Raw genomic sequence first — 1,880 nt, 5'->3', positions numbered from 1 at the left:
CCGGGCAATGTGCAGACACCGCGCCAGGAAAAATGGTATACCCCCGAAGGCGAGGCGGAGATCGTCGCGGCCCAGTGCCTCGACGGGCGTATCCAGCCGGCGGACGTGGCGGCGCTGGTGCTGTTCCTCGCGTCGGACGATGCGCGGATGTGCACCGGCCACGACTATTTCATCGACGCCGGTTGGCGATAACAAACCGGGCGAGAGCATAGGAGAGAGTGATGCAGCAGGCCGAACATTGCCTGACCGTGGGTGCGACGCTGGGCGAAGGCCCGATCTGGGTCGACGACGCGCTGTGGTTCGTCGATATCAAGCAGCAGCGCATCTACCGCCACGATCCGGTGGCGGGCACGCTCGATCACTGGGCCTCGCCCGAAATGGTCGGCTGGGTCGTGCCGGCCCAGCGCGGCGGCTTCGTCGCCGGGTTGAAGTCCGGCCCGCATCACTTCGATCCCGCGACCGGCGGGTTCGAGCGTATGGCCGAGGTCGACGCGCACCTGCCCGCCAATCGCCTGAACGACGCCTGTGTCGACGGGCAGGGCCGCATCTGGTTCGGCACGATGGACAATGACGAGGCCGCCTTGTCGGGGCGTTTGTTCAGCTGGGTGGCCGGGCTGGTCACGCCGTCGAACGCGGACGCGGTGTGCATCACCAACGGCCCCGCGATCTCGCCCGATGATTCGATCCTCTATCATGTCGATACGCTGGGCAAGGTGATCCTGGCGCATCCGATCCTGGCTGACGGAACGCTCGGCCCCGCGACCGAGTTCGCGCGCTTTGGCGACGCCGATGGCCATCCCGATGGCGCGATCTGCGATGCCGAGGGCGGCGTGTGGGTCGGCTTCTTCGGCGGATCGGCGGCGCGGCGCTATGGCCCGGACGGCGTGATGACCGACGAAGTGCGCTTTCCCGTCTCCAACATCACCAAGATCGCGCTGGGCGGCCCCGATGGCCGCACCGCCTATGCCACTACCGCGCGGCAGGGCCTGTCGGAGGAGCAACTTGCCGAGCAGACCCAGGCGGGTGACATCTTCACCTTCCGGGTCGCGGTCCCGGTCAAGCCGCTCCACCGCGCGGCGTTCTGAAACGGCCTGGAAGCAATGGACAGGCGGCTGGGTGGTCCAACATTCCTCCCCTGCAAGGGGAGGGGTGTTCGAGCTTTGGTCTGCCCCCGGCAGACCAAGATTGTGCCGGGGGCACAATCTCGCTCGAACACGAAGCTGGTGGAGGGGTGTCACCATTGGCGAGGTCGGTCCACGCTTCCCACCCGGACACCCCTCCGTCAGGCCTCCGGCCTGCCACCTCCCCTTCCAGGGGAGGAAAGCGTATCGGACCCAGGAACCCCATTCCCGAACCGGGCGTCTCGGGTGGCCTGCTCCTCTGTCGGCGCTGGCCTTCCTACCCCTCCATCGCGCTGCGGGTATCCTCCAGCGCCAGATCGACGAGCAGCCGCATGGCCTCTCCCGCCGCCTCGACATCGCTCGCCGCGATCGCGTCATAGACCTTCACATGGTCGGGCACCGGATTGCGGGGCAGCGCGCGCGACCGCTGTTTGAACTGGGTGGTCCAGGCGACCGCCGCGCCGATGCTGGCGGTCAGCACGACCAGCGCGTCGTTGCGAGTGGCGGCCAGCACCGCATTGTGGAACTCGCGGTCGGCGGTCCGCCCCGCCTCGGTCGCCAGCGTGTGGCGGCGCATCGCGGCCAGCGCATCTCGCATTTCCTTCAGGTCCGCCTTGTCGCGCCGCTCGGCCGCCAGCCGCGCGGCGGCGGGCTCGACGATCGCGCGCAGCTCGAACAGGCTGCGCACGAAATGAATGTCCGGCTCGCCCGAAAAGGCCCAGGCCAGCACATCGGGATCGAGCAGGTTCCAGCGGTTGC

The 1,880-nt window shown here is 68.2% G+C and carries 3 protein-coding genes; 2 read left to right on the top strand and 1 reads right to left on the bottom strand.

The window, feature by feature from the left end; all coding sequences use genetic code 11:
• Together ACQKJZ_RS19155 and ACQKJZ_RS19150 are read left to right on the top strand one after the other, a co-directional pair.
• Positions 1-192, top strand: a 192-nt coding sequence (locus ACQKJZ_RS19155; protein WP_427733279.1) for an SDR family oxidoreductase, incomplete at its 5' end; no start/stop codon positions are given.
• Between the two features lie 29 nt (positions 193-221).
• Positions 222-1,085: an SMP-30/gluconolactonase/LRE family protein gene (locus tag ACQKJZ_RS19150; RefSeq protein ID WP_427733277.1), complete on the top strand. Its 864-nt coding sequence runs from the start codon at positions 222-224 to the stop codon at positions 1,083-1,085.
• Between the two features lie 313 nt (positions 1,086-1,398).
• On the opposite strand, the gene ACQKJZ_RS19145 is transcribed toward ACQKJZ_RS19150, so the two are convergent.
• The coding region (locus tag ACQKJZ_RS19145) for a FadR/GntR family transcriptional regulator (protein WP_427733275.1) at positions 1,399-1,880 on the bottom strand (482 nt) is incomplete at its 5' end.

The sequence above is a fragment of the Sphingomonas sp. NPDC019816 genome, from assembly GCF_050274375.1.
In the GTDB taxonomy this organism is placed as follows: domain Bacteria; phylum Pseudomonadota; class Alphaproteobacteria; order Sphingomonadales; family Sphingomonadaceae; genus Sphingomonas.
Note: the sequence above shows the minus strand (reverse complement) of the source record. Positions and strands in the feature narration are given on the sequence as shown.